We start from the raw sequence: 22,889 nt of genomic DNA on the forward strand, positions 1-22,889 counted from the left end.
CCGATGCACAACGCTAGGAACCAATGGACATGCCCCCTATAATGCGCGGTTCTTTACCACCAGTTGACGATTCCCATGGCCAAGAAGCTTTATATCGAAACCCACGGTTGCCAGATGAACGAGTACGACAGCTCGCGCATGGTCGACCTGCTGGGTGAACACCAGGCCCTGGAAGTCACCGCCCGCGCCGAAGATGCCGACGTAATCCTGCTCAATACCTGCTCGATCCGCGAACGGGCCCAGGACCGTGTGTATTCGCAGCTGGGCCGCTGGCGCGAATTGAAACTGGCCAACCCGGACATGGTGATCGCTGTCGGCGGTTGCGTGGCCAGCCAGGAAGGCGCCGCGATCCGCGACCGCGCGCCCTATGTCGACGTGGTCTTCGGCCCGCAAACCCTGCACCGCCTGCCGGAAATGATCGACGCCGCGCGCTTTACCAAGCTGCCGCAGGTCGACGTCTCGTTCCCGGAAATCGAAAAATTCGACCATTTGCCCGAGCCGCGTATCGACGGCCCGAGCGCCTATGTGTCGGTGATGGAAGGCTGCAGCAAGTACTGCACGTTCTGTGTGGTGCCCTACACCCGTGGTGAAGAAGTCAGCCGGCCGTTTGACGATGTGCTGTCGGAAATCATCCACCTTGCCGAAAACGGCGTGCGTGAAGTGACCCTGCTGGGCCAGAACGTCAATGGTTATCGCGGCCTCACCGACGACGGGCGCCTGGCCGACCTGGCGGAGCTGATTCGCGTGGTGGCCGCCGTGGATGGCATCGAGCGAATTCGCTACACCACCTCGCACCCGCTGGAGTTTTCCGACAGCCTGATCCAGGCCCACGCCGAAGTGCCGGAGCTGGTCAAACACCTGCATTTGCCGGTGCAGTCGGGTTCCGACCGTATTTTGTCGGCAATGAAGCGCAACCACACCGCGCTGGAATACAAATCCAAACTGCGTAAATTGCGCGCGGCGGTGCCGGGTATCTGCATCAGTTCGGACTTTATCGTCGGCTTCCCGGGCGAGACCGAGAAAGACTTCCAGCAAACCATGAAGCTGATCGAAGACGTCGGCTTCGACTTCTCCTACTCATTCGTCTACAGCCAGCGCCCCGGCACCCCGGCCGCCGACCTGCTGGACGAAACCCCGGAAGCGCTGAAAAAAGAGCGCCTCAACGCCCTGCAGCACCGTTTGAACCAACAGGGTTTTGAGATCAGCCGACAAATGGTCGGGTCGACCCAGCGCATCCTGGTAACCGACTACTCGAAAAAAGACCCAGGCGAATTGCAGGGCCGTACCGAGAACAACCGAATCGTAAACTTCCGTTGCGATAATCCGACCCTGATCGGCCAGTTTGCCGATGTGCACATTGATGCGGCGCAACCGCATTCGTTGCGCGGGTCGCTGATTCAATAATAGTCAAATCACCACCGCTCAACATGTGGGAGGGGCGGTGCGACGATTCGACTTGCCCCGATGGCATTGGATCAGATGGCCCACCTGCTTCTGAGACTCCGCCATCGGGGGCTAGCCCCCTCCCACATTTGAACCGTGCAACATTCCGATGACGTAAGTGCTTTCGCACACCGGTCACTGGCGTTATTCTCTATTTCACTTTCACAGCCAAAGGGCGGCTAAAAGCAACCTTGAACGCACCCATAGCAGAACCCCATCGTTTTATCCTCGAGCCGTTTGAGGCTCGCCGTTTCGCCAATCTGTGCGGGCAGTTCGACGAGCACCTGCGCCTGATCGAACAACGCCTGAGCATCGAGATCCGCAACCGCGGCAATCAGTTCGAGCTGATTGGTGAACCCCAGCACACCACGTCTGCCGAAAATCTGCTGCGCCGCCTCTACCGCGAAACCAAGGGTAGTGAGCTGTCGCCGGAAACGGTGCACCTGTACTTGCAGGAATCCGCCGTGGAAGACCTGGCCAACAATCCCGTGGCCGAGGCCAGCGTGGCCCTGCGTACCAAAAAAGGCATGATTCGCCCAAAGGGCTTGAATCAGCAGAAGTACGTCAAGGCAATCCTCGGCAACGACATCAATTTCGGCATCGGCCCGGCCGGTACCGGCAAGACCTACCTGGCCGTGGCCTGTGCGGTCGACGCCCTGGAACGCGAGCAAGTACGCCGCATCCTGCTGGTGCGCCCAGCGGTTGAAGCCGGCGAGAAGCTTGGTTTCCTGCCCGGCGACCTGGCCCAGAAGATCGACCCGTACCTGCGCCCGCTCTACGACGCGCTGTACGAGATGCTCGGCTTCGAGTACGTGGCCAAGCTGATCGAGCGCCAGGTGATCGAGATCGCCCCGCTGGCTTACATGCGCGGCCGCACCTTGAGCAACAGTTTCATCATCCTCGACGAAAGCCAGAACACTACAGTCGAGCAGATGAAGATGTTCCTTACCCGCATCGGGTTTGGCTCCACGGCCATTATCACCGGCGACATTACCCAGGTTGACCTGCCCAAGGGCACCAAGTCGGGCTTGAGCCATGTGATTGAAGTGCTCAAAGACGTGCCGGGTATCAGTTTCACGCACTTCTCGCCCAAGGACGTAGTGCGCCACCCGCTGGTGCAACGCATTGTCGAGGCCTATGAGCGCTTCGAACACCGCGATGACGGACTGTCAAAGGACGCCCGCCGCGATGCTTGAGCTTGATCTGCAGCTGGCCACCGAAGCGCCCGCCCCCAGCGAAGAACAGTTCCGCCAATGGTGTGCCCTGGCCCTACGCCAGCGCACCGCCGACTCGGAACTGACCATCCGTCTGGTGGACGAGCCCGAAGGCCGCGAACTGAACCGCACCTGGCGCCAGAAGGACTACGCGACCAACGTGCTGTCGTTTCCCGCCGACGTACCCGACGAGTTACTGGATATCCCCCTGCTGGGCGACCTGGTGATCTGCGTCGAGGTCGTTGAGCGCGAGGCGAAGGAACAAGGCAAGGCCCTTGAGGCTCACTGGGCCCACCTGGTCATCCACGGCTGCTTGCATCTCTTGGGTTACGACCATATAGACGATGACGAAGCCGAAGAGATGGAAACACTGGAACAAACGTTGCTTGCAGAATTGGGTCACCCGGACCCGTATGCCGACGACGAAGCTTGAAATTCATCTAACTGTAACGACAAAGGATTCAGAGTAATCGCTATGAGCGAAGACCGATCGAGCAACGGGCAGAAGTCATGGCTGGGTAAACTGACCCAGGCTTTTGCCCACGAGCCGAAAAACCGCCAGGAGCTGCTGGAGCTGCTGCGCGAGGCCCATCAGAACAAGTTGCTGGACAGCGAAGCGCTGGCCATCGTCGAGGGCGCCATCCAGGTGGCTGACCTGCAGGTTCGGGACATCATGGTCCCGCGCTCGCAGATGATCAGCATCAAGGCGACCCAGACCCCACGGGAATTCCTCCCGGCCGTGATCGACTCGGCGCACTCGCGCTACCCGGTGATCGGTGAAAGCCATGACGACGTCATGGGTGTCCTGCTGGCCAAGGACTTGCTGCCGCTGATCCTCAAGGAGAACGGCGACAGCTTCAACATCAAGGACCTGCTGCGTCCGGCCACCTTCGTACCTGAATCCAAGCGCCTGAATGTGCTGCTGCGCGAGTTCCGCGCCAACCACAATCACATGGCCATTGTGATCGACGAATACGGCGGCGTTGCGGGCCTGGTGACCATCGAAGATGTGCTGGAACAGATCGTCGGCGACATCGAAGACGAGCACGACGTCGAGGAAGACAGCTACATCAAGCCGCTGCCCAGCGGTGATTTCCTGGTCAAGGCACTGACGCCGATCGAGAACTTCAACGAGTTCTTCGACAGCGAATTCTCCGACGATGAGTTCGACACCGTCGGCGGCCTGGTGATGAGTGCGTTCGGGCATCTGCCAAAACGTAACGAAACCACTGAGATTGGCGCGTACCGCTTCCGCATCCTGAATGCCGATAGCCGTCGTATCCACTTGATCCGCTTGACCCCTATTGCCCGTTAAGGACTGACATGCGCCGTCTCACCGCACCCGGCTGGCCCGGTAATCTGCTGGCCGTGGTGGCCGGCGCCATCACCACCCTGGCGCTGGCGCCGTTCGACCTGTGGCCGTTTGCGCTGGTCGCGGTCGGCGTGTTCTACGTGGGTCTGCGGGAACTGACACCACGCCAGGCCCTGGGCCGTGGCTGGTGTTTCGGTTTCGGCTTGTTTGGCGCCGGCACCAGCTGGATCTACTACAGCATCCACCACTTCGGCGGCGCTTCGGTGCTGCTGGCTGGCTTTTTGATGCTGCTGTTCACAGCCGCCATCGCCTGGTTCTTTGCCCTGCCCGCCTGGCTGTGGGCGCGCTGGTTGCGTCGCAACGAAGCGCCGCTGGCGGATGCCCTGACCTTTGCTGCGTTGTGGGTCGGCCAGGAAGCCTTTCGCGGCTGGTTCCTCACCGGTTTCCCATGGCTGTATTCCGGCTACAGCCAGCTCGACGGCCCCCTCACCGGCCTGGCGCCCGTGGGCGGCATGTGGCTGATCTCGTTTGCCCTGGCCCTCACGGCAGCCCTGCTGTGCAACCTGCCACGCCTGCTGGCGAGCAAGCGCAACGCCTTTATCGGCGCAGGCCTGGTATTGCTGGTAGCACCGTGGGCCATCGGCCTGGCGCTCAAGCACCACGCCTGGACCACACCTTCCGGCGCGCCGCTGAGCGTGGCGGCGATCCAGGGTAATGTCGAACAAAGCATGAAGTGGGACCCGGAGCAGCTCAACGCGCAGCTCGCGCTGTACCGCGACATGAGCTTCAGCTCCAAACCGGTTGACCTGCTGGTGTGGCCGGAAACCGCTGTGCCGGTGCTCAAGGAGTCCGTCGAGGGCTACCTGGGGATGATGGGCAAGTTCGCCGCCGACCGGCACACCGCGCTGATCACCGGCGTACCGATCCGCCAGGAAGTGCACCACCAGAAACGCTACTTCAACGGCATCACCGTGGTCGGCGAAGGCGACGGTACCTACCTCAAGCAGAAGCTGGTGCCTTTTGGCGAATATGTGCCGCTGCAAGACATGCTGCGCGGGCTGATTGCTTTCTTCGACCTGCCGATGTCGGACTTCGCCCGCGGCCCCGCCGACCAGGCGATGTTGCAGGCCAAGGGCTATCAGATCGCGCCATTCATTTGCTATGAAGTGGTCTACCCGGAATTCGCCGCCGGCCTCTCGGCCCAGAGTGACCTGCTGCTGACCATCAGCAATGACACCTGGTTCGGCCGCTCCATCGGCCCCTTGCAGCACCTGCAAATGGCACAGATGCGCGCACTGGAAGCCGGCCGCTGGATGATCCGCGCCACCAACAACGGCGTGACCGGATTGATCAATCCGTTTGGGCAGATCACCGTGCAGATCCCGCAGTTCGAGCGTGGGATCTTGTACGGCGAAGTGGTGCCCATGCATAACCTCACGCCCTATCTGCAATGGCGTTCGTGGCCGTTGATCATTGTGTGTCTGGTGTTGTTCGGCTGGGCGCTGTTAGCGGGCCGCATGGCCAAGACGGTCTAAAGGCGAAACACAAAATAATGTGGGAGCGGGCTTGCTCGCGAATGCGGTAGATCAGTCAGAGGTGCAGTGGCTGATAAACCGCATTCGCGAGCAAGCCCGCTCCCACATTTGATTTGCGTCGCTACCTATAAAACACCCGATACCCCACCTGCCCCACCGCCTCATTGATCAACTGCCCGCTCTGCCACACCGACTTGAATTCCGGCAGCCAGCCACCCAGTGGCCGGGCGTTATCCACGCCCAGGAACCCCACGGGCGCCGGCACCACCGTAAAGCCGGCCTTCTCAAAGCTCCACACCGAACGCGGCATATGCCAAGCCTGAGTCACCACCACCACACGCTTGATGCCCTCGGGCAGCAGGATCTCGGCGCTCATCTGCGCATTTTCCCAAGTGGTGCGGCTGCGCTCTTCCTTCCAGCGCACCGTCACGCCGAAGTCATCCTGCATCGACACGGCCATCAATTCCGCCTCGCTGGGCGGCGTGTCGTAATGCAGGCCGCCGGTGGTCAGCACCGGCAACCCGGAAGCCTTGGCCAGTCGTGCGGCATAGCGCTGGCGCTCCAGGCCAATGCCGGTCGGTTGGTCGGTGCCCCAGGCTGGGTCACCGCGCTCGCGCCCCGAGCCCAGCACCACGATGGCATCGGCACGCTGGGCCAGGGTTGCCCAGTCTTCACGGGCCAGCGGCGGCTGCGTTTCCAGCGCCTTTGCGCCCCACTCCACCATCACCGGCAGGCTGATCAGCCACATACCGCCCAGCCCCAGGGCAAAGCAGCAACCGGCCAAGCGTGGGCGGCTGCGACGAAACCACCAGGCAAGGGCCAACAGCAGCAAAAGAATGCCGGGCGGCAAGAGCAGTTGTTTGATGAAATAACGAATAGGCATCGGGCATCTCCATAGATGCCCGAAGCCTAAGGTGTAACGGGGTTTAGCCACAATCCTTACGGTGACATGGCGCGGCAGTGCATACAGAGGGGCAGTGAATTACTTGTAGCGGGCGGCCCGGCGCTTTTCCGGGCCACGACCGGCCAACACATCCTTGAGCCACACCACCTTGGCTGAGTGCGTAGGCTCTTTGGCTGGCGGGGTTGCCACCCAAAGAGGCGCACTGCGCCCATTTCGCTCCAGATAAGCCTTGATCAGTTCCAGCTCCGCGCGGCTCAAACCACGCAGTTCCAACTCCACAGGCCGTTCATCACGCAATCGGCCCGCTGTCCTCGCTGCATCCAATGCACGACCCAATCGGTCGATCAGTCCTTCGTAGATATCCGGTTTCGTTGCGATTCGCTGCGATTCAACCATCCCCTCACCTCATTGAAGATAAGACTCACTCCCCAATAAACAGCGTAGCCCCCATGGCTGCACCTGCCTGGTGCCGCGACAGACGGCCTTGCCCGCGCAATCAGGGTTTCCCTCGATAGAGTGGGGTCATGTATGCTACGGCGCTTCCTGTAACTCCACTTCCCGCAGGGTTTGGGCACGGACGCGCCGCTTTTTGGTGTCGATCAACCTGAACGTTGCACCGAAGAGGATTAGGCCACCCCTATTCAGTTCAAAAGTAGCCATGCACGAACAATATCAGCCCCGTGAAATCGAAAATGCCGCCCAAACCTTCTGGGACGAGCAAAAGTCCTTTGAAGTCAGTGAACAGCCAGGCAAGGAGACTTACTACTGCCTATCGATGTTCCCTTACCCCAGCGGCAAGCTACACATGGGGCACGTGCGCAACTACACCATCGGCGATGTGATTTCGCGCTACCAGCGCATGCTCGGCAAGAACGTCCTGCAACCCATGGGTTGGGACGCGTTCGGCATGCCGGCGGAAAACGCCGCGATGAAAAACAACGTGGCACCCGCCAAGTGGACCTACGAAAACATCGCCTACATGAAGACCCAGCTGCGCAGCCTGGGCCTGGCGGTGGACTGGTCCCGCGAAGTGACCACCTGCAAGCCGGACTACTACCGCTGGGAACAATGGCTGTTCACCCGCCTGTTCGAAAAAGGCGTGATCTACCGCAAGAACGGCACCGTGAACTGGGACCCGATCGACCAGACCGTCCTGGCCAACGAGCAGGTGATCGACGGTCGCGGCTGGCGTTCCGGCGCGGTGATCGAAAAGCGCCAGATCCCGATGTACTACTTCAAGATCACCGCCTACGCGGATGAACTTCTGTCGAGCCTCGACGACCTGCCGGGCTGGCCTGAACAGGTCAAGACCATGCAGCGCAACTGGATCGGCAAGTCCAAGGGCATGGAAGTGCAGTTCCCGTACAACGTCGACTCCATCGGCGAAACCGGCGCACTCAAAGTATTCACCACCCGTCCGGACACCCTGATGGGCGCGACTTACGTCGCCGTGGCCGCCGAACACCCGCTGGCCACCCAAGCGGCGCAGAACAACCCTGAACTGCAGGCGTTCATCGCCGAATGCAAAGGCGGCAGCGTGGCCGAAGCCGACGTCGCCACCCAGGAGAAAAAAGGCCTGCCGACTGGCCTGTTCGTCGAGCACCCACTGACGGGCGAGAAGCTGCCAGTGTGGGTCGCCAACTACGTGTTGATGCATTACGGCGATGGCGCAGTAATGGCTGTGCCGGCTCATGACGAGCGCGACTTCGAATTCGCCACCAAGTACAACCTGCCGATCAAGAGCGTAGTGCGCACCAGCTCGGGTGATACCAACCCGGCTCCGTGGCAGGACGCCTATGGTGAACACGGCGAGCTGATCAACTCCGGCGAGTTTGACGGCCTGGACTTCGCCGGTGCGTTCGACGCTATCGAAGTTGCCCTGATCAAGAAAAACCTCGGTGCCTCGCGCACCCAGTTCCGCCTGCGCGACTGGGGCATCAGCCGCCAGCGCTACTGGGGCTGCCCGATCCCGATCATCCACTGCGAAACCTGCGGTGACGTGCCGGTGCCGGAAGAGCAACTGCCGGTCGTACTGCCCGAAGACGTGGTGCCGGACGGCGCCGGTTCGCCGCTGGCGCGCATGCCCGAGTTCTACGAATGCAGCTGCCCGAAATGCGGCGCGCCGGCCAAGCGTGAAACCGACACCATGGACACCTTCGTCGAGTCCTCGTGGTACTACGCCCGCTACGCCTCGCCGCACTATGAAGGCGGCCTGGTAGAAAAATCCGCCGCCGACCACTGGTTGCCGGTGGACCAGTACATCGGCGGTATCGAACACGCGATCCTGCACCTGCTGTACGCGCGCTTCTTCCACAAGCTGATGCGCGATGAAGGCCTGGTCAGTTCCGACGAGCCGTTCAAGAACCTGCTGACCCAAGGCATGGTGATCGCCGAGACTTACTATCGCCGCGAAGCCAACGGTGCCTACACCTGGTTCAACCCGGCGGACGTCGAGCTTGAGCGCGACAGTAAAGCCAAGGTGATCAGCGCCAAGTTGAAATCCGACGGCCTGCCGGTGGAAATCGGCGGCACCGAGAAGATGGCCAAGTCCAAGAACAACGGCGTCGACCCACAGTCGATGATCGACCAGTTCGGCGCAGACACCTGCCGCCTGTTCATGATGTTCGCCTCGCCGCCCGACATGAGCGCCGAATGGTCCGACTCCGGCGTCGAAGGCTCGCACCGCTTCCTCAAGCGCGTCTGGCGCCTGGCGCATGCGCATGTCAGCCAGGGTCTGCCGGCCAAGCTGGACGTAGCCTCGCTGAGCGACGAACAGAAACTGATTCGCCGCAGCACCCACCTGGCCATCAAGCAAGCCAGCCAGGACGTGGGCCAGAACCACAAATTCAACACCGCCATCGCCCAGGTGATGACGCTGATGAACGTGCTGGAAAAAGCCCCGCAAGCCACCGAGCAGGATCGCGCGCTGGTACAGGAAGGCCTGGAAACGGTCACCCTGCTGCTGGCCCCGATCACGCCGCACATCAGCCACGACCTGTGGAACCGCCTGGGTCACAGCGACGCCGTCATCGACGCGCGCTGGCCGGTGCAGGATGACAGCGCGCTGGTACAGGACACGCTGCAACTGGTGATTCAGGTCAACGGTAAACTGCGTGGCCAGATCGACATGCCCGCTACCGCCAGCCGTGAAGAAGTGGAAGCCGCCGCACGCGTCAACGAGAACGTGCTGCGCTTTACCGAAGGCCTGACGATCCGCAAAGTGATCGTGGTGCCTGGCAAACTGGTCAATATCGTCGCTAGCTAATCGGATCGGGCGCAGGGCTTGAGCCTTGCGCCGAACAAAGCCTTCAGGGCCTCGATAAGGCCCACATGGTTTCAAGGGGAGCAACAAAATGATCAAACGCAATTTGCTGGTTATGGGCCTTGCCGTGCTGTTGAGCGCTTGCGGCTTCCAGCTGCGCGGTACCGGCACCTATAACATGGCGATCAAGGAGCTGGACGTCAGCGCGCGCGATGCCTATAGCGAAACCGTGACGCAGCTGCGTCAGGTCCTGGAAAACAGCGGCGTTCACGTTTACACAGGCGCGACCTACAAGCTGTTCCTGGCCAACGAAAAACAAACCCAGCGTAACCTGAGCTATGCCAGCGCCGGCCGCGCTTCCGATGTAGAAGTGAGCAACGCGCTGACCTTCGAAATCCAGGGCCGCGATCACCTGCCATTGATGAGTGACACCATCCAGGTGCAAAAAATCGTCAGCCACGACGGCAACAACCTGGTGGGTTCGGACTCCGAAATCATCCAGGTACAAAAGGAAATGCGTCGCGAGCTGGTGCAGCGCATGGTCTTGCGCCTGCAGATGCTGACCCCGGAACAACTTGAAACCTTGCAGCAACGCGCTGACGACAAGGCCAAGGCCGATGCCGACGCGCTGAAAGCCGCCAAAGAGTACGAAGACAACACGCCGAAACAATCGCCTGTTGAAGTACCTGTCGAGTAAGCCAGACGGGGCGCCCAAAGCGCCCCGTTCGCCCTGCCTATGAAACTCGCCCCCGCCCAACTCGCCAAACACCTGCAAGGTGGCCTCGCGCCCGTCTACATTGTCAGCGGTGATGACCCGCTGCTGTGCCAGGAAGCCGCCGACGCCATCCGCAACGCCGCCCGCCAGCAAGGCTTCGATGAACGCCAGGTGTTCAGCGCCGACGCCAGTTTTGACTGGGGTACGCTGCTGCAAGCCGGGGCGAGCATGTCGTTGTTTGCCGAAAAGCGCCTGCTGGAACTGCGCCTGCCGTCAGGCAAGCCCGGTGACAAGGGTGCCGCAGCCCTGATGGAATACTGCTCACGCCCTGCCGAAGACACGGTGCTGTTGATCAGCCTGCCCAAACTCGACGGCAGTGCGCAGAAGACCAAATGGGGCAAGGCCCTGGTGGAAGGGGCGCAAACCCAGTTCATCCAGATCTGGCCGGTGGACAGCAACCAGCTGCCGCAGTGGATTCGCCAACGCCTGTCGCAAGCGGGGTTGTCTGCGACTCAAGACGCCGTAGAGCTGATCGCCGCCCGGGTCGAGGGCAACTTGCTTGCCGCCGCCCAGGAGATCGAAAAGCTCAAGCTGATGGCTGAAGACGGGCAGATCACCGTCGAAACCGTCCAGGGCGCCGTGGCCGACAGTGCACGCTTTGACGTGTTCGGGCTGGTGGATGCGATCCTCAATGGCGAGCCGGCCCACGCCCTGCGCATGCTCGAAGGCCTGCGCGGCGAAGGTGTGGAGCCACCGGTGATTCTCTGGGCCCTGGCCCGTGAGCTACGGGTACTGGCCAATATTTCGTTGCAATTCAGCCAGAGCATTCCGCTGGACAAGTGTTTCAGCCAGGCCCGGCCGCCCGTGTGGGACAAGCGCAAACCCCTGATGAGCAAAGCCCTGCAACGGCACTCGGCGCAGCGCTGGGCACAACTGTTGCTGGAAGCGCAGCGCATCGATGCACAGATCAAGGGCCAGGCCGCCGGCTCGCCGTGGATGAGCTTGAGCCGTTTGTCACTTTTGATGTCTGGTCAGCGCCTGACATTGCCTGCCGAATAACTGTTTAAAAAAAAACACAGCCCCCATGTGGGAGCGGGCTTGCTCGCGAATGCAGTGGCTCAGTCGACCTATACAGTGACTGACACGGCGCTTTCGCGAGCAAGCCCGCTCCCACTTTTTGACCGTGTCCCCATTCAGACCCTCTAAAATTCCTACGCATCGCCGGGCTTTACAGCGGCGCAGCTTCGGCAGATCATTTGCGCCGTTCCACCCACCCCACGAGAGTACCGACCATGAGCAAAAAGCCATCCAAGCATGGCCCCAACAAGGCCAAATCCATCATCGCCCAGCCACTGTTCCGCAGCCGTCAGGAACGCGCCGGCAAGGGCAAAGGCAGCTACCGCCGCGAAGCCTTCCAGTCTAATAGCTGGGAGGCTTCTTACTTTCTGGCTGCCTGAAGGCAAGCGCCCCTCTGGCATGATAAGGTCTGCACCTGATTTGTAATCCCTGGACCTGTGCATGCCCTCTAGTCTTTCCCGTCGTTGGCATTTTCGCCAATTGATCGCTGCCTCCAGCCTCATTCTGTTAGTCGCCTGCGCGGAAAAACCCACCGCCGCCGACGCTCAACCCCTGCCGACGCTGCAGACCGCCCCGGTGGTAGCGCCCGCTGTCGTGGCCCCGCTGGCCGTGGACAATCTTGATATCCAACCGACCCAGACCTTTGCCGAATGGCAGGCTGGCTTTCGCGTGCAAGCCTTGCAAGCGGGCATCACCGCCGCTGTTTTCGATAACGCATTTGCCAATGTCACCCCCGATATGGCGGTGATCCGCGCCGACCGCAGCCAGCCGGAATTTTCCCGCCCGGTGTGGGAATACCTCGACGGCGCCCTGTCGCCGGTGCGCGTGCGCAATGGCCAGGCGCTGCTGATCAAGTACGCCGACATCCTGCAAAGCATCGAACAGCGCTATGGCGTCGACCGCCAGGCGCTGGTTTCGGTGTGGGGCATGGAGAGTAACTTCGGCCAGTTCCAAGGCAACAACTCGGTGATTCGCTCGCTCGCGACCCTGGCCTATGAAGGCCGTCGCCCGGCCTTTGCCCAGGCGCAATTGTTGGCGGCGCTGCAGATCATCCAGCATGGCGATATCCAGGCTGACCAGATGAAGGGCTCCTGGGCCGGCGCCATGGGCCAGACCCAGTTCATCCCGACCACCTACAACACCCACGCGGTGGATTTCGATGGCGACGGTCGCCGCGACATCTGGAACAGCCCGGCCGACGCGCTCGCCTCCACCGCTCACTACCTGCAAAGCTCCGGCTGGCAGAAAGGCCAGCCGTGGGGCTTTGAAGTGAAGCAACTGCCGGCAAACTTCGACTACGCCCTGGCCGATGGCGGTATCCGCAAAAGCGTGGCTGAGTGGCTGAAGCTGGGCATCCAGCTGCCACCGGGCGCCAGCATGCCGCCGAACGTCGACCAACTGTCTGCCGCCCTGCTGCTGCCGGCCGGCTACCGTGGCCCGGCGTTCCTGGTGCTGGATAACTTCCGCGCGATCCTCAAGTACAACAACTCGTCGTCCTACGCCCTGGCCGTGGGCCTGCTGTCGGAGCGGTTTGGCGGCGCTGGTGTGATTCGTGGTGACTGGCCCAAGGACGAGCTGCCGCTGAGTCGTTCCCAGCGCATGGACCTGCAGACGGCACTGAGCGCCAATGGCTATGACGCGGGCAACCCGGACGGGATTATCGGCGCCAATACGCGCAAGGCGATTCGCGCGGCGCAACAAGCGCTGGGCTGGCCGGCGGATGGGTATCCGACGGTGAAGTTGCTGGAGTCGCTGCAGAACCGCTGATTGGCAGGCCGCTGTTGTGGCGAGCGGGCTTGCCCGCGTTGGGCCGCGAAGCAGCCCCAATAGAGCCGGCGCGATTTTCTTGAAAGAATTCGGTGTCCGGTTTTAGGGCTGCTTCGCAGCCCAACGCGGGCAAGCCCGCTCGCCACAGCCGCTAAGGTTTGAACACCACATCCTGCTCCAGCACCAGCCGCTGCTCCCCCGCATCCAGCTGCACCAACGCGCCCATCGGCAGTGTGAGGTTCGGGTCGCAATGCCCACTGCGCCAACCGGACAGCACCGGGATGCGCAACGGTTCGAAGGTCTGCTTCAGCAGGCGCTCCAATACAGCGTTATCCACACCGGCCACATCCCCCACCAGCACACCGGCGATCTGCTCAAGCTTGCCCGCCAAACGCAGGTGGGTCAGCAGACGGTCAATCCGGTAGATCGGCTCGTTGACGTCTTCGATAAACAGGATGATGCCGTCGGCGTCGATTTCGTAGTCGGTGCCCATCACCGCCGCGATCATCGACAGGTTCCCCCCCAGCAAGCGCCCACAGGCGATGCCAGGCTCAATCGTGGTCAACGGGTAGGCCACCGGGTGCGCCAACACGCTGCCGGCACCCAGCTGGCCGCGCAGCAGGCTGAACAACGAGGACTCCGTGGGTGGTTGCTTGTCGCCCAGCAGGTCGGCATTCAGCATCGGCCCGTGGAAGGTCACGAAACCGGCGTAGCGGCTGATCGCCAGGTGCAAGGCGGTGATGTCGCTGTAGCCCACGAACGGCTTGGGATTGGCGCGCAGCAGGTCGAAGTCCACGCGATCGAGCAAGCGTGGCGTACCGTAGCCGCCGCGCAGGCAGAAAATCGCGTCGATTTCAGGGTCGGCGAAGGCCGCGTGCAGGTCATGCAGGCGCACCTTGTCGCTGCCCGCGAGGTAGCCGTCGCGCTCGTACACACCGCCGAAAATCCGAAGCTCGTAGCCACGCGCACGCATCCATTGCCCGGCTTTTTCCACGTCCAGCGCGGCGGGGCCGGCGGGGGCGATCAGGCCGATGGTGCCTTCGGCTCGCAAAGCAGGTACGGCAGTGGTCATCCACGATTCTCCCTAATCAGCGCTGAACGAAATGTGGGAGGGGGCTTGCCCCCGATAGCGGTGTATCAGTGACAGATAAGTGCCTGACACCCTGCTATCGGGGGCAAGCCCCCTCCCACATTATTGGATCTGCAGTGTTACGCAGATTTATTACGAAACCAGGCTTGCCTTGACCAGCTTGGCCTGCTCGTCGGCGTGATACGAGGAACGTACCAGCGGGCCCGATGCCACGTTCTTGAAGCCCATCTTGTAGCCTTCCTCGGCGAACCAGGCGAAGGTGTCCGGGTGCACGAAACGCTGCACCGGCAAGTGGCTGCGGGACGGTTGCAGGTACTGGCCCAGGGTGAGCATGTCGATGTCGTGTTCGCGCATGCGCTTCATGACTTCGATCACTTCTTCATCGGTTTCGCCCAGGCCCAGCATCAGGCCGGATTTGGTCGGAATGTGCGGCATCATCTGCTTGAACTTCTGCAGCAGGGTCAGCGACCACTGGTAGTCCGAACCTGGACGCGCGGCCTTGTACAGGCGCGGCACGGTTTCCAGGTTGTGGTTGAACACATCCGGTGGCTCGGCGGCGGTGATTTCCAGCGCCACGTCCATACGGCCACGGTAGTCCGGCACCAGGGTTTCAAGCATCACGTTCGGCGACAGCTTGCGGATCTCGCGGATGCAGTCGGCAAAGTGCTGGGCACCGCCGTCGCGCAGGTCGTCGCGGTCTACCGAGGTGATGACCACGTATTTGAGTTTCAGGTCGGCGATGGCGATGGCCAGGCTTTCCGGCTCGTTGACGTCCAGTGGCTTCGGCCGGCCGTGGCCGACGTCGCAGAACGGGCAACGACGGGTGCAGATGTCACCCATGATCATGAAGGTGGCGGTGCCGCCGGAGAAGCACTCACCCAGGTTCGGGCACGAGGCTTCTTCGCACACGCTGTGCAGCTTGTGCTTACGCAGCAGGGCCTTGATACGGTCGACTTCCGGCGAAACCGGGATGCGCACGCGGATCCAGTCAGGCTTTTTCGGCAGTTCGGTGGTCGGAATGATCTTCACCGGGATGCGTGCAACCTTCTCGGCGCCACGCAGCTTGACGCCGGCTTCCACCTTGGCACGCGGGGCCGGGGCCGGACGCTCGGTGATGTCCAGCGTCGGGATCATGGTTTGCACTGCATCAGTAGTCATAATCAGTCGATTCCGCCCGTAAGGGTCGTCTGCTCAGCATAGTCGAGGTGTTTGACGAGCTGCGCGCGCAGCCGGGCACTTACCTCGGCAAATTTAATCGGTGTGGCATGGTCGCTCAGTTGGGTCATCGCCAGCCCGGCGTAACCGCACGGGTTGATCCGTCGAAACGGCGCCAGGTCCATGTCTACGTTCAGGGCCAGGCCATGAAACGAACAACCGTGGCGGATCCGCAAACCGAGGGACGCGATTTTCGCGCCATCCACATACACACCGGGTGCATCGGGCTTGGCCGCGGCGGTCACGCCGTAACTGGCCAGCAGCTCGATGAGGCACGTCTCCATGCGGCTTACCAGGTCGCGCACGCCAAAACCCAGCTTGCGCACATCCAGCAAGAGATAAGCCACCAGTTGACCGGGGCCATGGTAAGTCACTTGACCACCTCGGTCGACCTGCACCACCGGAATATCCCCCGGCAGCAACAGATGTTCAGCCTTGCCGGCCTGGCCCTGGGTGAATACCGGCGGGTGTTCCACCAGCCAGATCTCATCGGGGGCCGAGCTGCCGCGCTCATTAGTGAAGCGCTGCATGGCGTGCCAGACAGGCTCATAGGCCATCTGGCCGAGCTCGCGAAAGCCCAGGACCGGTGACATCACAACACCATGTGCACGAAGCCGGTAGCCCGCAGTTCGCTGTTGATGTTGTAGAGCTGGTCCTGATCCGTCGCAACGATGTGCAACTGGATCGTGGTGTATTTGCCGGTAGAGCTGGATCGCTCATCCACGCGCTGATCGTTGATCGTCGCGTGTTTACGCACGATCTCAAGGATCAGGTCTTTACGGCCGACACCGGTATCGCTGATCACCTTGATGGGGTAATCCACCACCGGGAATTCGATCTTTGGCGCCTTTACTTCTTTATCGGTCATGGCGTAACGGCCTCGTAAGCGTAAGCCGTGGCGACGGGCAAAGCCCCGCGTCGGATCAACGCGGGGCTTTGCAGGTGCACACTATCAGTTGAACAAGCTGTAGAAGAATAGACGGATGCTATCCCACACGCGGCGGAAGATACCACCTTCGTCGACGGCGTCCAGCGCGATCAGGTCGGCGCTGTGCACCACCTTGTCGTCCAGCTTCACTTCGACTTTACCGATCACGTCGCCCTTGGCGATAGGTGCAACCAGTTGCGGGTTCATGGTCATGCTGGCAGCGAGCTTTTTCAGCTGGCCTTTAGGCATGGTCAGGGTCAGGTCTTCAGCCAGGCCGGCCTTGACTTGCGAGGTTGCGCCTTTCCAAACCGGCGCGGTCGCCAGTTCGGCACCCTTCTGATAGAAGGTCTGGGTTTCGAAGAAGCGGAAACCGTAGGTCAGCAGTTTTTGCGTCTCGGCCGCACGGGCCTGCTCGCTGTTGGTACCGAACACTACGGCGATCAGGCGTTGGCCGTCACGTACAGCGGACGACACCATGCAGTAGCCGGCTTCTTCGGTGTGGCCGGTTTTCAGACCGTCGACGGTCTTGTCACGCCACAGCAGCAGGTTGCGGTTAGGTTGCTTGATGTTGTTCCAGAAGAACTCCTTCTGGGAGTAGATCGCGTAGTGCACCGGGTCAACGCGGATGATTGCGCGCGCCAGGATCGCCATGTCGTGAGCCGACGAGTAGTGCTCAGGGTTCGGCAGACCGGTCGGGTTCATGAAGTGGCTGTTGGTCATGCCCAGGTCAGCCACGGTTTTGTTCATCATGTCGGCGAACGCGTCTTCGCTGCCGGCGATGTGCTCGGACAGGGCTACGCTGGCGTCGTTGCCGGACTGGATGATGATGCCGTGCAGCAGGTCACTTACGGTGACTTGCGAACCGACCTTGATGAACATGCGCGAACCGCCGGTACGCCAAGCGTTTTCGCTGACGGTCACCGGGTCGTTCTCGCCGATCTGGCCGCGACGGATTTCCAGGGTCGCGATGTAGGCGGTCATCAGCTTGGTCAGGCTGGCGGGTGGCAGGCGCTGGTCACCGTTGTTCTCGACCAGCACGTTGCCGCTGGCGGCATCCATGAGGACCCAGGCCTTGGCAGCCAGTTGCGGGGAAGCCGGCACCATTTCAACCGCCCAGGCGGCCGGGGTGATGATCAGCGAAAGAAGCAGGCACGTGCGTTTGGCTAAGGTGGTGATGTTCATCCGTCTCTCGAAATTGCTTATGGAAACTTGCCCTCGCGGGCAAAACTTATTCAGACAGCCCGCTACCAGACTGTCACGTGTTCGGTTGCCCGCTCACCCCTTGCCCCTGGGTTTTTATTGTTCAACGAGCCAACAACCACGGCTCAGGCGCGCATGCGAACCCGAACCATCAATGCTTTTTTATTCGGCGGTGACCACGCTGGGTTGCCCCAGGTTGGCCAGGCGCACGCTGTTCTGTACTTGCGCGACTTCGCTCGGCGAGCTGATCGGGCCCATGCGCACACGGTGCAGAGTCTGCTGGTTACGCACGATGGAGCTGATGAAGACGGGCGCGTTGACCATACCGCTGAGCTTGGACCTTAACAGTTCCGCCGCATCCGGGTTGGCGAAAGCGCCCACCTGCAGGTATTGGCCGCCCGCTACCGACGCACCCGGTGCAGCATGGGGGACGACTACGGTATCCGGGGCATGCTGCGCCGGCGGCGGCGTCCATTGTTCGATTTTGCCGGTCGAGGCGGTCACTTGCGGCTGAGCCGTTTGCGGCTCGTTAAGCATCAACGGCGCCGGCTTGCCACGCTGAGCCCAGTACTGGGCCGGGTCGATGCCCTCGACCTTGACGCGCGCGGTGCCGGTTTCGGCATAGCCGAGTTTTTTCGCGGCGGCGTAGGACAGGTCGATGATCCGGTCCGAATAGAACGGCCCACGGTCATTGACCCGCAGGATCACCGTACGGTTGTTGTCCAGGTTGGTCACGCGCACATAGCTGGGCAGCGGCAGGGTCTTGTGGGCCGCGCTCATGCCATACAGGTCATACACTTCGCCGTTGGCGGTGTTTTGGCCATGGAACTTGGTGCCGTACCAGGACGCCGTGCCCGATTGCACGTAGGTCTTGGAGTCTTGTAACGGGAAGTAGGACTTGCCCAGCACCGTATACGGGTTGGCCTTGTAGGGGCCGGTATGCAGGGTCGGCGTGGCGTCGGGGATCTTCGACACATCGACATCCCACCACGGCGCGCCGTCTTTGTGCGCGCGGTTGATGTCCAGGCCCGGCTGGGAACGCACCGCGGTGCCACCGGACTTCTGCGCCGGCCCCCGGCTGGTGGAACAACTGACGACCAGCAGGGACAACGCGGCGAACGCCACCAGCTTGAGCGGTTGATTGAACAGCGATGCCCGCATTACTTGTTGCCCCGTGCTTGGACCAGCATGTCTGACAGCTGATGCACGGCCATGGCGTACATCACACTGCGGTTATAACGCGTGATTGCGTAAAAATTCTTCAGGCCCATCCAGTATTCCGGGCCGTTTTCGCCTTCGAGGCGGAACGCCGTGACCGGCATATCATCGCGTGGCGCATTCTGACCCGACCAGCCCAACGCCCGCAACTCCCCGACCGTCTTGGCCGGCTCGATGCCCTGGGTCAGGCCTTCATCGACACGATCGCCACTGACATCGGCGCGCAACACCACCGGCTCGCCGGCCACCCAGCCGTGACGCTTGAAGTAGCTGGCCACGCTGCCGATGGCATCGTCAGGGTTGCTCCAAATATTGATGTGGCCGTCGCCGTCGAAATCCACCGCGTAGGCGCGAAAACTGCTCGGCATGAACTGCGGCAGGCCCATGGCACCGGCGTAGGAGCCTTTGAGGGTCAGCGGGTCGACTTGTTCTTCACGGGCCAACAGCAGGAATTCGCGCAGCTCCTTGCGGAAGAAATCGGCGCGGGGCGGGTAATCGAAGCCCAGGGTCGACAGGGCGTCGATCACCCGGTAGCTGCCGGTGTTGCGCCCGTAGAAGGTTTCGATGCCGATGATCGCGACGATCACCTGGGCCGGCACGCCGTATTCCTGCTCGGCACGGGCCAGTACGGCCTCATGCTGGCGCCAGAAGTCCACACCCCGCGCCACGCGGGCGTCGGTGAGGAACATCGGGCGGTATTCTTTCCACTGCTTCACGCGCTCGGCGGGGCGGGAGATGGCGTCAAGGATCGCCTGCTTGCGCTGGGCTTCGCGAAACACGCCCATCAGCTGTTCACCGGCAAAACCGTAGTCGCGGGTCATTTCACCGACAAATTCGGCGACCTGGGGTGAGCCATCGTAGTCACCGGCCTGCGCCTCTTGCGTTGCCCCCAGCAGCCCAATCAGGCCCATCCAGGACGCATGCCGAGTCGCCCAGCCGCGCATTACTTGCATTGACATCTTCACCTTATTCAAACCTGTGCGATCCATTTGCGATGCGTATGAATCGACATCAAAACCCCAAACGCTGACAGCAATGTCACCAGCGAAGTTCCGCCGTAGCTAATGAACGGCAACGGCACCCCAACCACCGGCAACAGGCCACTGACCATACCGATGTTGACGAAAACGTAAACAAAAAAAGTCATGGTCAAGCTGCCGGCGAGCAGTTTGCCGAACAGCGTCTGCGCCTGGGCGGTGATCACCAGCCCGCGCCCGATCAACAGCAAATAGATCAGCAACAGCGCGCAAATGCCCACCAGGCCGAACTCTTCGCCCATTACCGCAATAATGAAGTCGGTGTGGCTCTCGGGCAAAAAGTCCAAATGCGACTGGGTGCCCAGTAACCAGCCCTTACCAAATACTCCGCCGGAACCGATGGCGGCCTTGGACTGGATGATGTTCCAGCCGGTACCCAACGGGTCACTTTCCGGGTCGAGGAACGTGAGAATCCGCTGCTTCTGGTAGTCGTGCATAAAGAAGAACCACATGGCCACGGCCACCGGCACAGCGGCGGCCAGCACGCTGAGGATCCAGCGCCAGCGCAAACCGCCCATGAACAGCACGAACGCACCACCGGCCAGGATCAGCAGCGAGGTACCCAGATCGGGCTGGCGCACGATCAGGATAAACGGCACGCCGATCAATATGAGGCTGATGCCCACGTGCTTGAGCTGCGGCGGCAAGGTGCGCTTGGACAGGTACCAGGCGATGGTGGCCGGCATCAGAATCTTCATGAATTCCGACGGCTGGAAGCGAATTACCCCCGGGATGTTGATCCAGCGGGTCGCGCCCATGGCGTTGTGGCCCATCACGTCCACTACCACCAGCAGCAACACCCCGGCGACATACCCCAGCGGCACCCAGCGCGCCATGAAGCGCGGCTCCAGCTGGGCGATCACCACCATCGACAACAGGCCCAGGCCGAACGAGGACGCCTGCTTGATCAGCAGGTCCCAGTTCTTGCCGCTGGCCGAATACAGCACGAACAGGCTGCCGGCCGCCAGGGTCAGCAGCAGGATCAGCAACGGGCCATCAATGTGCATGCGCTGCAATAACGTCGCGCGGCGACGCATCACATCCTCGCTGGAGAGGATGCGGTCAAAATTACTCTTCACTGGCCGTAACCTCGGTGGTGCTTGAAGGGGGGCCGCCATATTCGGGCTTGAGCCTGCCGTCGTCGGCCAACAGCCAGGCGTCCATCACTTGGCGCACCACGGGGGCTGCGACGCCGGAGCCGGACTCGCCGTTTTCGACCATCACCGCCACCACGATCTTCGGGTCGTCGGCTGGCGCAAAGCCAACAAACAAGGCGTGGTCACGGTGGCGTTCCTGGACCTTGGAGCGGTCATATTTCTCGCCCTGCTTGATCGCGACCACCTGGGCGGTACCGCTCTTGCCGGCAATGCGGTACTGCGCGCCGATGGCCGCCTTGCGCGCGGTGCCACGGGCGCCATGCATGACTTGCTGCATGCCATGGTTGACCTTGGTCCAGTCAGAGGGGTCGCGCAGTACAATGTCCGGAATCGGGTTGTCATCCACCGGCTTTTCGCCTTCGATGGTCCGGGCCAGGTGCGGGCGGTTCCACAGGCCTTTGTTGGCCACCAGCGCCGTCGCCTGGGCCAATTGCAGGGGCGTGGCCTGCATATAGCCCTGGCCGATCCCGAGAATCAGGGTTTCACCCGGGAACCAGGCCTGGCGGCGGGTCGCACGCTTCCACTCCCGCGACGGCATCAACCCTGGGGATTCTTCGAACATATCCAGGGAGACTTTCTGGCCGAGGCCGAACTTGCCCATATAGGCGGACAAGCGGTCGATCCCCAGCTTGTGGGCCAGGTCGTAAAAATAGGTGTCGTTGGAGCGCATGATCGCGGTGTCCAAATCGACATAGCCGTCACCGGTGCGGTTCCAGTTACGGTATTTGTGATCGTAGTTGGGCAGCATGTAGTAGCCCGGGTCGAACACCCGGCTGGAGGCCGTGACCACGCCCGCGTCCAGGCCGGCAATGGCCACCGCCGGCTTGATCGTCGAACCCGGCGGGTACAGGCCGCGCAGCACCCGGTTGAACAGCGGCCGGTCAATCGAATCACGCAGTTCGGCGTAGGCCTTGAAGCTGATGCCGGTCACGAACAGGTTGGGGTCGAAGCTCGGCTGGCTGACCATTGCCAGCACTTCGCCGGTCTTCGGGTCCAGTGCCACCACGGCGCCACGGCGACCGCCCAAGGCCATCTCGGCCGCTTCCTGCAGCTTGATGTCCAGGCTCAGCACAATGTCTTTGCCCGGCACCGGGTCGGTACGCTTGAGCACGCGCAAGACGCGGCCTCGGGCGTTGGTCTCGACTTCCTCGTAACCCACCTGGCCGTGCAATTCCGGCTCGTAGAAACGCTCGATGCCGGTTTTGCCGATATGGTGGGTGCCGCTGTAGTTGACCGGATCAAGGCTTTTCAGCTCTTTCTCGTTGATCCGCCCCATGTAGCCGACCGAATGCGCAAAGTGCGGCCCTTGCGGGTAGTGGCGCACCAACTGCGCCACCACTTCCACGCCCGGCAGGCGGAACTGGTTCACCGCGATCCGCGCGATCTGCTCTTCGGTCAGCTCGAACAGGATCGGCACCGGCTCAAATGGCCGACGCCCCTGCTTCATGCGCTTTTCGAAGATCACCCGGTCTTCGGGGGTCAGCTGCAGCACCTCGACGATCACATCAAGGATCTGCTGCCAGTCGCCAGAGCGCTCGCGGGTCATGCTCAAGCTGAAGCTGGGGCGGTTATCCGCGACCACCACGCCATTGCGGTCGAAAATCAGCCCACGGGTCGGCGGAATCGGCTGCACATGCACCCGGTTGTTTTCCGAAAGTGTGGAGTGATAGTCGTACTGGATCACCTGCAGGAAATACAGGCGCGCAATCAACACGCCCAGCAATGCCACCACCATGATCGCGCCAAATACCACACGCGCGCGTACAAGACGTGCGTCTTTCTCGTGGTCCTTGATGCGGATCGGCTGGGTCATCG

At 61.7% G+C, this 22,889-nt stretch carries 21 protein-coding genes; 10 read left to right on the top strand and 11 right to left on the bottom strand.

What is annotated here, in order from left to right; genetic code table 11:
- The first annotated feature begins 75 nt into the window (after window positions 1-75).
- From miaB to lnt, 5 genes are all read left to right on the top strand, one after another.
- Window positions 76-1,404, top strand: coding sequence for a tRNA (N6-isopentenyl adenosine(37)-C2)-methylthiotransferase MiaB (gene miaB / locus CXQ82_RS27445; RefSeq protein WP_101273144.1), 1,329 nt, complete (start codon window positions 76-78; stop codon window positions 1,402-1,404).
- Window positions 1,405-1,634: 230 nt separating this feature from the next.
- Window positions 1,635-2,639: a PhoH family protein gene (locus CXQ82_RS27450; protein ID WP_101273145.1), complete on the top strand. Its 1,005-nt coding sequence runs from the start codon at window positions 1,635-1,637 to the stop codon at window positions 2,637-2,639.
- Window positions 2,632-3,090, top strand: a complete 459-nt coding sequence (gene ybeY, locus CXQ82_RS27455) for an rRNA maturation RNase YbeY (RefSeq protein ID WP_101273146.1) — start codon at window positions 2,632-2,634, stop codon at window positions 3,088-3,090. The genes CXQ82_RS27450 and ybeY overlap by 8 nt, the downstream gene beginning before the upstream one ends.
- Before the next feature lie 42 nt (window positions 3,091-3,132).
- A complete protein-coding gene (locus CXQ82_RS27460) occupies window positions 3,133-3,972 on the top strand; it encodes an HlyC/CorC family transporter (protein WP_005791724.1) in 840 nt (279 codons plus the stop codon).
- Window positions 3,973-3,980: 8 nt separating this feature from the next.
- A complete protein-coding gene (gene lnt, locus CXQ82_RS27465) occupies window positions 3,981-5,504 on the top strand; it encodes an apolipoprotein N-acyltransferase (protein ID WP_101273147.1) in 1,524 nt (507 codons plus the stop codon).
- A gap of 121 nt (window positions 5,505-5,625) precedes the next feature.
- Here the strand turns inward: lnt and CXQ82_RS27470 are convergent, their stop codons facing one another.
- Together CXQ82_RS27470 and CXQ82_RS27475 are read right to left on the bottom strand one after the other, a co-directional pair.
- Complete coding sequence (locus CXQ82_RS27470; RefSeq protein ID WP_101273148.1) at window positions 5,626-6,387, bottom strand: YdcF family protein; 762 nt, start codon at window positions 6,385-6,387, stop codon at window positions 5,626-5,628.
- Window positions 6,388-6,486: 99 nt separating this feature from the next.
- A complete protein-coding gene (locus CXQ82_RS27475) occupies window positions 6,487-6,804 on the bottom strand; it encodes a hypothetical protein (protein WP_101273149.1) in 318 nt (105 codons plus the stop codon).
- 262 nt (window positions 6,805-7,066) lie between these two features.
- Between CXQ82_RS27475 and leuS the strand changes: the two genes are divergently transcribed.
- From leuS to CXQ82_RS27505, 5 genes are all read left to right on the top strand, one after another.
- Window positions 7,067-9,673 carry a leucine--tRNA ligase gene (leuS, locus tag CXQ82_RS27480; protein ID WP_101273150.1) on the top strand — a complete coding sequence of 869 codons (2,607 nt, stop codon included), beginning with the start codon at window positions 7,067-7,069 and terminating at the stop codon, window positions 9,671-9,673.
- A gap of 88 nt (window positions 9,674-9,761) precedes the next feature.
- Window positions 9,762-10,367, top strand: a complete 606-nt coding sequence (lptE, locus tag CXQ82_RS27485) for an LPS assembly lipoprotein LptE (RefSeq protein ID WP_101273151.1) — start codon at window positions 9,762-9,764, stop codon at window positions 10,365-10,367.
- A 39-nt stretch (window positions 10,368-10,406) separates the two neighbouring features.
- Window positions 10,407-11,444 carry a DNA polymerase III subunit delta gene (gene holA, locus CXQ82_RS27490; protein ID WP_101273152.1) on the top strand — a complete coding sequence of 346 codons (1,038 nt, stop codon included), beginning with the start codon at window positions 10,407-10,409 and terminating at the stop codon, window positions 11,442-11,444.
- A 233-nt stretch (window positions 11,445-11,677) separates the two neighbouring features.
- Complete coding sequence (gene arfA / locus CXQ82_RS27500) at window positions 11,678-11,842, top strand: alternative ribosome rescue factor ArfA (protein WP_003176285.1); 165 nt, start codon at window positions 11,678-11,680, stop codon at window positions 11,840-11,842.
- A gap of 61 nt (window positions 11,843-11,903) precedes the next feature.
- The gene (locus CXQ82_RS27505) at window positions 11,904-13,229 is read left to right on the top strand and encodes a lytic murein transglycosylase (protein ID WP_101273153.1); all 1,326 of its coding nucleotides are present in this window, start codon (window positions 11,904-11,906) and stop codon (window positions 13,227-13,229) included.
- Between the two features lie 151 nt (window positions 13,230-13,380).
- Here the strand turns inward: CXQ82_RS27505 and CXQ82_RS27510 are convergent, their stop codons facing one another.
- From CXQ82_RS27510 to mrdA, 9 genes are all read right to left on the bottom strand, one after another.
- Window positions 13,381-14,301, bottom strand: a complete 921-nt coding sequence (locus tag CXQ82_RS27510) for an LD-carboxypeptidase (protein ID WP_101273154.1) — start codon at window positions 14,299-14,301, stop codon at window positions 13,381-13,383.
- 150 nt (window positions 14,302-14,451) lie between these two features.
- Window positions 14,452-15,453: a lipoyl synthase gene (gene lipA / locus CXQ82_RS27515; protein ID WP_057444888.1), complete on the bottom strand. Its 1,002-nt coding sequence runs from the start codon at window positions 15,451-15,453 to the stop codon at window positions 14,452-14,454.
- 26 nt (window positions 15,454-15,479) lie between these two features.
- Window positions 15,480-16,127, bottom strand: coding sequence for a lipoyl(octanoyl) transferase LipB (gene lipB / locus CXQ82_RS27520; RefSeq protein WP_101273155.1), 648 nt, complete (start codon window positions 16,125-16,127; stop codon window positions 15,480-15,482).
- Window positions 16,127-16,402: a DUF493 domain-containing protein gene (locus CXQ82_RS27525; RefSeq protein ID WP_015886061.1), complete on the bottom strand. Its 276-nt coding sequence runs from the start codon at window positions 16,400-16,402 to the stop codon at window positions 16,127-16,129. Before CXQ82_RS27525 ends, lipB begins: the two co-directional genes overlap by 1 nt.
- 84 nt (window positions 16,403-16,486) lie before the next feature.
- Window positions 16,487-17,644, bottom strand: a complete 1,158-nt coding sequence (locus CXQ82_RS27530; protein WP_065910075.1) for a D-alanyl-D-alanine carboxypeptidase family protein — start codon at window positions 17,642-17,644, stop codon at window positions 16,487-16,489.
- A 180-nt stretch (window positions 17,645-17,824) separates the two neighbouring features.
- Complete coding sequence (locus CXQ82_RS27535) at window positions 17,825-18,823, bottom strand: septal ring lytic transglycosylase RlpA family protein (protein ID WP_101273156.1); 999 nt, start codon at window positions 18,821-18,823, stop codon at window positions 17,825-17,827.
- Window positions 18,823-19,833 (bottom strand): lytic murein transglycosylase B, encoded by a 1,011-nt coding sequence (gene mltB / locus CXQ82_RS27540; protein WP_101273157.1) that lies wholly within the window; start codon window positions 19,831-19,833, stop codon window positions 18,823-18,825. The genes CXQ82_RS27535 and mltB overlap by 1 nt, the downstream gene beginning before the upstream one ends.
- A gap of 17 nt (window positions 19,834-19,850) precedes the next feature.
- Entirely contained in the window at window positions 19,851-20,954 is a 1,104-nt protein-coding gene (gene rodA / locus CXQ82_RS27545) for a rod shape-determining protein RodA (RefSeq protein WP_050442794.1), read from the bottom strand.
- 31 nt (window positions 20,955-20,985) lie between these two features.
- On the bottom strand, window positions 20,986-22,887 hold the full coding sequence (gene mrdA / locus CXQ82_RS27550; protein ID WP_101273158.1) for a penicillin-binding protein 2: 1,902 nt from the start codon (window positions 22,885-22,887) through the stop codon (window positions 20,986-20,988).
- Window positions 22,888-22,889 lie beyond the last annotated feature (2 nt).

It is taken from the genome of Pseudomonas sp. S09G 359, assembly GCF_002843605.1.
In the GTDB taxonomy this organism is placed as follows: Bacteria; Pseudomonadota; Gammaproteobacteria; order Pseudomonadales; family Pseudomonadaceae; genus Aquipseudomonas.